This window comes from Halorhodospira neutriphila, from assembly GCF_016584055.1.
Taxonomy (GTDB): domain Bacteria; phylum Pseudomonadota; class Gammaproteobacteria; order Nitrococcales; family Halorhodospiraceae; genus Halorhodospira; species Halorhodospira neutriphila.
Genome location: NZ_NRSH01000094.1, coordinates 1 through 8,852, shown reverse-complemented (window position 1 = coordinate 8,852; position 8,852 = coordinate 1). Strand labels below are relative to the sequence as shown.

Annotated in this window: 7 protein-coding genes; all 7 read right to left on the bottom strand. The window is 72.6% G+C overall.

All coding sequences use genetic code 11. The features are described 5' to 3' along the window. A partial coding sequence (locus CKO13_RS08650) for a RelA/SpoT family protein (RefSeq protein WP_200259568.1) occupies positions 1–2,096 on the bottom strand: 2,096 nt, incomplete at its 3' end. 36 nt (positions 2,097–2,132) lie between these two features. Then, complete coding sequence (locus CKO13_RS08645) at positions 2,133–2,780, bottom strand: nicotinamidase (protein ID WP_200259565.1); 648 nt, start codon at positions 2,778–2,780, stop codon at positions 2,133–2,135. A 109-nt stretch (positions 2,781–2,889) separates the two neighbouring features. After that, positions 2,890–4,980: a polyribonucleotide nucleotidyltransferase gene (gene pnp, locus CKO13_RS08640; RefSeq protein WP_200259571.1), complete on the bottom strand. Its 2,091-nt coding sequence runs from the start codon at positions 4,978–4,980 to the stop codon at positions 2,890–2,892. Positions 4,981–5,022: 42 nt separating this feature from the next. Continuing rightward, complete coding sequence (gene rpsO, locus CKO13_RS08635) at positions 5,023–5,292, bottom strand: 30S ribosomal protein S15 (RefSeq protein ID WP_200259562.1); 270 nt, start codon at positions 5,290–5,292, stop codon at positions 5,023–5,025. 97 nt (positions 5,293–5,389) lie between these two features. Beyond that, a complete protein-coding gene (truB, locus tag CKO13_RS08630; protein WP_200259559.1) occupies positions 5,390–6,304 on the bottom strand; it encodes a tRNA pseudouridine(55) synthase TruB in 915 nt (304 codons plus the stop codon). Positions 6,305–6,311: 7 nt separating this feature from the next. Then, positions 6,312–6,704 (bottom strand): 30S ribosome-binding factor RbfA, encoded by a 393-nt coding sequence (gene rbfA / locus CKO13_RS08625; protein WP_200259556.1) that lies wholly within the window; start codon positions 6,702–6,704, stop codon positions 6,312–6,314. 10 nt (positions 6,705–6,714) lie between these two features. Beyond that, on the bottom strand, positions 6,715–8,852 hold a 2,138-nt coding region (gene infB / locus CKO13_RS08620; RefSeq protein WP_200259553.1), incomplete at its 5' end, for a translation initiation factor IF-2.

The window sequence follows — 8,852 nt, the reverse complement described above, 5'->3', positions numbered from 1 at the left end:
ACCCGCCTCGTCGGCAGCGAGGGGGTGCGCACCCCGTCGAGGCGCACCCCCTCGCTGCCGACGAGGCGGGTGATCTCGCTCAGCGGGGCCTCGAGCACCGTCGTGCGCGCGTGGAGGCGGACCGGGTAGCGGCGCGACGGCGCGGTGCGCCAGGCCACGTCCAGGATCCGCTCGGGCTCGCGCCGGCGCAGCTGCTCGAGGTTGGGGCAGTCCTGGCGGTGGATAGTCACCCCGGCGCCGCGGGTGATGAAGCCGACGATGGGGTCGCCGGGGGTCGGGGTGCAGCAGCGCGCCGTGCGCGTGAGCAGGTTGCCCACCCCCTCGACGGTGACGTCGTCGTCGGCGCCGGCCCCGGACCGGCGCTGCGGCGCCGGGGGCGGCTCCGGGCGCTGCGGCAGGAGGCGGTCGCGCAGCAGCGCCGCGATCTGCCCGGGGGTCACCTCGCCGCGGCCGAGCGCCGAGAGGAAGGCCTCGGTGCGCGGGTAGCGGCTGCGCCGGGCGACCTCCTCGAAGCCCACGTCCTCGAGCCCGAGCCGGCGCAGCTCCTTGTCCAGGGCCTGGCGGCCGGCGGCGACGTTCTTGTCGTGGTCGCGCTGGCGGAACCAGGCGCGGACCTTGGCGCGGGCGCGGTTGGTGTAGAGGTAGCCGAGCTCGGGGTTGATCCAGTCGCGGCTCGGCCGCTGCTCCCGGGCGGTGCGGATCTCCACCCGGTCGCCGTTCTCCAGCGCCCGGGTCAGCGGGGCGATGCGGCCGTTGACCCGGGCGCCGCGGCAGCTGTGCCCGAGCTCGGTGTGGATGTGGTAGGCGAAGTCCAGCGCCGTCGCCCCGCGCGGCAGGTCGAGGACGTCGCCCCGCGGGGTCAGCGCGTAGACCCGGTCGGCGAAGACCTCGGCGCGGACGCGGTCGACGAAGTCCTCGGCGGCGTCCTCCTCGCCCCCCCACTCGAGGAGCTGGCGCAGCCAGGCGATCTTGCGCTCGAAGTCGGTGTCCTGCTTGCCCCCCTCCTTGTAGCGCCAGTGGGCGGCGATGCCGAGCTCGGCCTCGCGGTGCATCTCGTGGGTGCGGATCTGCACCTCCACCGACTTGCCCTCGGGGCCGACCACCGCCGTGTGCAGGGAGCGGTAGTTGTTCTCCTTGGGGGTGGCGATGTAGTCGTCGAACTCCCGGGGGATCGGCGTCCACAGCCCGTGGACGATGCCCAGGGCCGCATAGCAGGCCCGCTCGTCGTCGACGAGCACGCGCACCGCGCGCAGGTCGTAGAGCTCGTCGAAGCGCAGCCCCTTGCGCTCCATCTTGCGGTGGATGCTGTAGATGTGCTTGGGGCGGCCGTAGACGTGGGCGCTCAGGCCGGCCTCGTCGAGGGCCTGCTGGAGGGCCTCGCGCACCCGCTCGATGTAGGCCTCGCGGTCGCTGCGGCGCTCGGCGAGCAGCCGGGCGAGGCGCTGGTAGTCCGCGGGCTCGAGGTAGCGGAAGGCCAGGTCCTCGAGCTCCCACTTCACCTGCCAGATGCCGAGGCGGTTGGCCAGGGGGGCGTAGATCTCCCGCGTCTCCCGGGCGATGCGGGTGCGCTCGGCCTCGGGCAGCGCCTTGCAGGTGCGCAGGTCGTGGAGGCGCTCGGCGAGGGTGATGAAGACCACGCGCACGTCGCGCGCCATGGCCAGCAGCATCTTGCGCAGCCCCTCGGCCCGCTCCCCCTGGACGGCGGCCTCGAGCTCGGCGGCGTCGTGGAAGCGGCCGATCCCGCGCATGCGGTTGACGCCGAGGACGAGCTCGGCGATGTCGTCGCCGAGCTGGCGGCGCAGCCGGCGCGCGCTGCCCTCGTCGAGCTCGGGCAGGTCGTGGAGCAGCGCCGCGGCCAGGGTGGCGGCGTCGAGGCCCAGCTCGGCGAGGGCCGTCGCCGTGGCCACGGCGTGCTCCAGGTAGGTCTCGCCGGAGGGGCGCTGGCGCTCGCCGTAGGCCTCGGCCGCCAGGCGCCAGGCGCGCTCGAGCAGCGCCTGGCCCTCGGGCTCGAGGGCCACGGGCAGCCGCTGCAGCCAGCCGCCGGGCTCCAGGGCCGCCGTGACGCCTTCGATATCGGCCAGTGCGCTTTGGACCATGCCGGTGCGGATCCCTCTGTGGCGGGGGCGGCGCGCTCAGCCGCCGTCGACGACGGTCACGCCGCGGCCCTCGAGGCCGCGGCGCACGGCGTCGTCGTCGGCCGGGTCCACCGGGCGGGTCAGCCCCCAGAGCAGGTGGACCTCGAAGCCGGCCGCGGCGCCGTCCTCGGCGGTCCAGCGCACGCAGTAGTCGCGGGCCAGGCCGCAGACGTAGAGCCGCTCCAGGCCGCGCTCGCGCAGGTAGCCGGCGAGCCCGGTCGGCGGGCGGCTGCCGTCCGGGGCGAGGTTCTCGCGGAAGCCGCTGTAGGAGTCGATCTGCGGGTCGGTCGCCTTGCGCAGGACGGCCTCGGCGTGGCGCCACGGCAGCGCCGGGTGGAGCTCCGCCCCGGGCGTGCCCTGGACGCAGTGCTCGGGCCAGAGGACCTGCTCGGCGCCGTAGAGCTCGACGGCCTCGAAGGGCTCGCGGCCCTCGTGGCTCGAGGCGAAGGAGACGTGCCCCGGCGGGTGCCAGTCCTGGGTGGCGACGATGTGCGGGAAGCGCCCGCTCGCCATGAGCTCGGCGAGGGGGGCGAGGATCTCGTCGCCGCCCTGGGTCGCCAGGGGGCCGCCGGGCATGAAGTCGGGCTGGACGTCGACCACCAGCAGGGCCGAGCGCTGCGGGTCGTGGGGAAGGGTCGCGGCCATGGCTACCTCGCTAGCGCGCCTTGCGCGGCACCCCGGCTGGGCGCCGCGCAAGGGCTTGGGAATGAGCCTTGTCTTCCCTGTCCGGCGAGGCCGCTGCGAGCTCCCGAGGCTACTCCTCCTCCTCGACGGCCTTCATCGACAGGCGGATGCGCCCCTGCCGGTCGACCTCGAGGACCTTGACGCGCACCGCGTCGCCCTCGGAGAGCTCGTCGGCGACGTTCTCGACCCGATTATTGGAGATCTGGGAGATGTGCACAAGGCCGTCGCGGCCCGGCAGGATGTTGACGAAGGCGCCGAAGTCCATGAGCTTGGCGACCCGGCCGTCGTAGACCTTGCCCACCTCGACGTCGGCGGTGAGCAGCTCGATGCGCTTCTTGGCCTCCTCCGCCGCGGCCTTGTCCGCCGAGGCGATGGTCACCACGCCCTCGTCGCTGATGTCGATGTTGGTGCCGGTCTCCTCGGTCAGGCCGCGGATCGTGGCGCCGCCCTTGCCGATGACGTCGCGGATACGCTCCGGGTCGATCTTCATGGTCATCAGCCGCGGGGCGTACTCGGACATCTGCTCGCGGGGCCGCTCGAGGACCTGGTCCATCTCCTCGAGGATGCCCAGGCGGCCCTGCCGGGCCTGCTCCAGGGCCCGCTCCATGATCTCGCGGGTGATCCCGTCGATCTTGATGTCCATCTGCAGGGCGGTGACGCCGTCGCGGCTGCCGGCGACCTTGAAGTCCATGTCGCCGAGGTGGTCCTCGTCGCCGAGGATGTCGGTGAGCACGGCGAAGTCGTCGCCCTCCTTGACCAGCCCCATGGCGATGCCGGCGACCTGGTGCTTGAGCGGCACGCCGGCGTCCATCAGCGACAGGCTGGTGCCGCAGACGGTGGCCATGGAGGAGGAGCCGTTGGACTCGGTGATCTCGGAGACCACGCGGATGACGTAGGGGAAGTCCTCGTGGCTCGGCATCACCGCCTCGAGGCCGCGCTTGGCGAGCTTGCCGTGGCCGATCTCGCGGCGCTTGGGCGCGCCGATGAAGCCGGCCTCGCCGACGCAGTACGGCGGGAAGTTGTAGTGGAGCATGAACGGCTCGCGCCGCTCGCCCTCGAGGGCGTCGATGACCTGGGCGTCGCGGCCGGTGCCGAGGGTGGTGACGACGATCGCCTGGGTCTCGCCGCGGGTGAACATCGCCGAGCCGTGGGTGCGCGGCAGCACGCCGGCCTGGATGTTCAGCGGCCGGACCGTCTCGTTGTCGCGGCCGTCGATGCGCGGCTCGCCGGCGAGGACGCGGCTGCGGACGATGCGCTTCTCGAGGGCCTTGAAGGCCTCGCCGACCTCGCCGGCGCTCCAGCCCTCGTGCTCCTCGTCGGCGAGCGCCTCCACGGCGCTATCGCGCAGGGCGTTGACCCGCTCCTGGCGCTCCTGCTTGTCGGCGATGCGGTAGGCCGCCTCGAGCTCGCTGCGGAAGCGCTCGGCGAGCTGCGTCTCCAGGGTGTCGTCCTTCTCCGGCGGCTGCCAGTCCCAGCGCGGCTTGCCGGCCTCGGCGGCGAGGTCGTTGATGACCCCGATGGCCTCCTGCATCTGCTCGTGGCCGTAGAGCACGGCGTCGAGCATGGTGCTCTCGGGCAGCAGGTTGGCCTCGGACTCGACCATCAGCACGGCGTCCTCGGTGCCGGCGACCACCAGGTCGAGGTCCGACTCGGCGGTCTGGCTGAAGGTCGGGTTGAGGACGAACTCGCCGTCGAGGTAGCCGACGCGGCAGGCGCCGATGGGCCCCTCGAAGGGGATGCCCGACAGGGCCAGCGCCGCCGAGGTGCCGAGCATCGCCGGGATGTCGGGGTCGACCTCGTCGTTGAGCGAGAGCACCGTGGCGATGACCTGCACCTCCTGGCGGAACCCCTCCGGGAAGAGCGGCCGGATGGGCCGGTCGATGAGCCGGCAGGTCAGCGTCTCCTTCTCCGACGGCCGCCCCTCGCGCTTGAAGAAGCCGCCCGGGATCCGGCCGGCGGCGTAGGTGCGCTCCTGGTAGTTGACCGTCAGCGGCAGGAAGTCGCGCGCCGCCGCCGGATCCTTCTTGCCGACGACGGTGACCAGCACGACGGTATCGGCCATGTCGACGAGCACCGCCCCGTCGGCCTGCCGGGCCATGGCCCCGGTCTCCAGGGTGACGCGGTGCTCGCCGAAGTAGAAGCTGCGCTTGGTGGGCGTCAGCGCTTGTTGGCTCTCACTCATGGTTGGCGACCCCTCCAGCGCTTACTTGCGGAGCCCGAGCCGGGCGATCACGTCCTGATACCGGCTGCGGTCCTTGCGCTTGAGGTAGTCGAGGAGCTTGCGGCGCTGGCTGACCAGCTTGAGCAGCCCCTGCCGGGAGTGGTGATCCTGCTTGTGGGTGGCAAAGTGGTCCGTAAGGTGCTGGATGCGCGCCGACAGCAGCGCGATCTGGACCTCGGGGGACCCGGTATCGGAGGGAGAGCGGCGGAACTGCTCGACGATCTCCGCCTTCCGTTCGGCACTCAGCGACATGAAGGACTCCTGACCTAAGTTATGCTCGTGTCTTGCCTTGCAAAAAACGCGGCTAGTTTAGCGCTGCCGGCGCCGCGGGAACAAGCGCGGCCCCGCGCTAGCGCCGGGCGACCAGGCGCTTGGGCCCGACGCGCCCGTCGTCGAGGACCTGCCCCATGCCCAGGAACCGCCCGCTGCGCTCGTAGAGGCGCAGCCACCCGGCGGTCGGCGCCTTGGGGACGAAGACCGGCTGGCCCTGGACGACGAAGTGGGCGAGGTCGTCGGCGAGCTCGACGGCGGGGTACTGCGTCAGCGCCGAGTCCATGGGCAGCAGCGCGGCGTCGAGGGCCTCGCGGCCCTGCTCGGCGCGCTCGGCGAGGGCCTCGGGGGGCCACATGGCCGGCTCCTGGTACGGCCCCATGCCAGTCCGGCGCAGGGCGCAGACGTGGCCGACGGTGCCGAGGGCCCGGGCGATGTCCTCGGCCAGGGTGCGGATGTAGGTCCCCTTGGCGCAGTGGACCTCGAGCTCGAGCTCGTCGGCGCGCACCGCCGTGGCGACGAGGCGGTAGATCTCGACGCGCCGCGGCTCGCGCTCGACCTCCACGCCCTGGCGGGCGAGGTTGTAGAGGCGCTGGCCCTGGTGCTTGATCGCCGAGTACATCGGCGGCAGCTGCTCGATGGCGCCGCGGAAGCCCGCCAGGGCGGCCTCGACCGCCGCCTCGTCGAGCGCCGGGACCGGGGCGCGCTCCGCCTCCTCGCCCTCGGCGTCGCCGGTGTCGGTGGCGACGCCGAGCCGGCAGGTGACGGTGTAGTGCTTGTCGGCGTCGAGCAGGAAGCCGGAGACCTTGGTCGCGTCGCCGAAGCAGATCGGCAGCAGCCCGGTGGCGAGGGGGTCGAGGCTGCCGGTGTGGCCGGCCTTGCGCGCCCCGAAGAGGCGCTTGACCCGCTGCAGGGCCTGGTTCGAGGTCTCCCCGGAGGGCTTGTCGAGCAGCAGCACGCCGGTGACGTTGCGCCCGCGCCTTCTCTTCGCCATGCGCTCCCTACTCCTTGCCCGGTTCGTTGCTCGCGTCGTCCTCGCCGCGCTCGGCGGCGAGCTCGTCGATCAGGGCGCTGAGGCGGGCGCCCCGGTCGAAGGCCGTGTCGTGGGCGAAGCGCAGCTGCGGCATGCGCTTGACCCGGATCCGCCCGGCCACCCGGCTGCGCAGGAACCCGCGGGCCTCGTTGAGCACGGCGACGCACGCCTCCACCGCCTCGGCCTCGGCCCCGAGGACCGAGACGTAGACGGTGGCGTGGCCGAGATCGCGGCTGACCTGGACCTCCGAGAGGGTCACCGGGCCGACCCGCGGGTCGTCGACGTCCGCGCGGATCACCTCGGCGAGCTCCCGGCGGAGCTGCTCGGCGATCCGGCGGCTGCGGGGGTAGTCCTTGGGCATCGCTCCTCGGCTACAGGGTGCGCTGGATCTCGACGCGCTCGAAGCACTCGATCTGGTCGCCGGTCCGGACGTCGTTGTAGTTCTTCACGCCGATACCGCACTCGGTGCCGGCGCGGACCTCGTTGACGTCGTCCTTGAAGCGGCGCAGCGACTCGAGCTCGCCCTCGAAGATGACGACGTTGTCGCGCAGCACCCGGATGGGGTTGCGCCGGCGGACCACGCCGTCGACCACCAGGCAGCCGGCGATCTGGCCGAGCTTCGAGGAGCGGAAGACCTCGCGGACCTCGGCGGTGCCGAGGATGCGCTCCTCGAGCTCGGGCTCGAGCATCCCGGAGATGGCGTTCTTGACCTGCTCGATGGCGTCGTAGATGACGCTGTAGTAGTGCAGGTCGGCGCTGTTCTCCTGGACCAGGCGCTTGGCGGCGGCGTCGGCGCGGACGTTGAAGCCGATGAGGATCGCCTCGGAGGCGAGCGCCAGGTTGACGTCGGACTCGGTGATCGCCCCCACGCCGGAGGAGACCACGCGCACCCGGACCTCCTCGTGGGAGAGCTCCTCGAGGGACTGGCGCAGGGCCTCGGCCGAGCCGTGGACGTCGGCCTTGACCACCAGGTTGATGGTGGTGACCTCGTCCTCCTTCATCTGCGAGAAGAGGTTCTCCATGCGCGCGGCCTGCTGCTGCGCCAGGCGCTTCTCGCGCTGGCGCTCCGTGCGCTCCTCGGCGACCTCGCGGGCCTTGCGCTCGTCCTCGACGACGAGGAAGTCGTCGCCGGCGTCGGGCAGCCCGGAGAGGCCGAGCACCTCCACCGGGGTCGACGGGCCGGCCTCCTCGACGCGCTGGCCGTGCTCGTTGACCAGCGCGCGCACCCGGCCGAACTCCGTGCCGGAGATCAGGGTATCGCCCTTGCGCAGCCGGCCGTTCTGCACCAGCACGGTGGCCACCGGGCCGCGCCCCTTGTCGAGGCTCGACTCGAGGACCACGCCCTGGGCCGGGCAGTCCTGGACGGCGGAGAGCTCGAGGAGCTCGGCCTGGAGGACGATGGCCTCGAGCAGGTTGTCGACGCCCTCGCCGCTGAGCGCCGAGACGTGGATGAACTGCGTCTCCCCGCCCCACTCCTCGGGGATGACCTCCATCTGCGAGAGCTCCTGCTTGACCCGGTCGGGGTTGGCGTCCTCCTTGTCCATCTTGTTGACGGCGACGACCAGCGGCACCCCGGCGGCCCGGGCGTGCTCGACGGCCTCCTTGGTCTGCGGCATGACGCCGTCGTCGGCGGCGACCACGAGGACGACGATGTCGGTCATCTGGGCGCCGCGGGCGCGCATGGCCGTGAAGGCCTGGTGGCCCGGGGTGTCGAGGAAGGTCGATCCGCCGCTGGCCGACTCGACCCGGTAGGCGCCGATGTGCTGGGTGATCCCGCCGGCCTCCGAGGAGGCCACCTTGGCGCGGCGGATGTAGTCGAGCAGCGAGGTCTTGCCGTGGTCGACGTGGCCCATGACGGTGACCACCGGCGCCCGCGGGATGCGCTCGCCCTCGGGCTCGCGCAGCAGCTCCTCCTCGAGGTCGCCCTCGCTCTCGAGCTTGGGCTTGTGGCCCATCTCCTCGACGAGGATCGTCGCCGTCTCCTGGTCGATGGCCTGGTTGATGGTGGCCATCACCCCCTGCTTCATCATCTCCTTGATCAGGGAAGCGGCCTTGACGCTCATCCGGTCGGCGAGCTCGGCGACGGTGATCGTCTCGGGGATCTCCACCTCGCGGACCACCGGCGCCGTCGGGCGCTCGAACTCCTGCTGGAGCTTCTTGGCCGCGGTGCCGCCGCCCTCGCCGCGGCGCTTGCGCCGGCCGCCGCCCTGCTCGCCGCCCTTCTTCTTCTTCGGCTTGCCCTCCTGCTTGCGCGAGGCGCGCTCCTCGGCCTCGCGCTCGCGCTTGGCCTCGAGCTCGGCGCGCTTGCGCTCGCGCTCCTCGTCGCGCTTCTTGGCCTCCTCCTGCTGGCTCTTGGGCTTCTCCTTGAGCGCCTCGGCCTGGGCGCGGGCGGTCTGCTCGGCGGCGTCCTCCTCGGTGCCCGGCGCCGGCTCCTCGGCCTCGGCAGGCGCCGCCTGCCCGGCCTCGGCAGGGGCCTCGGCCCCCTCGGCCTCGCCGGCGGCCGAGGGGG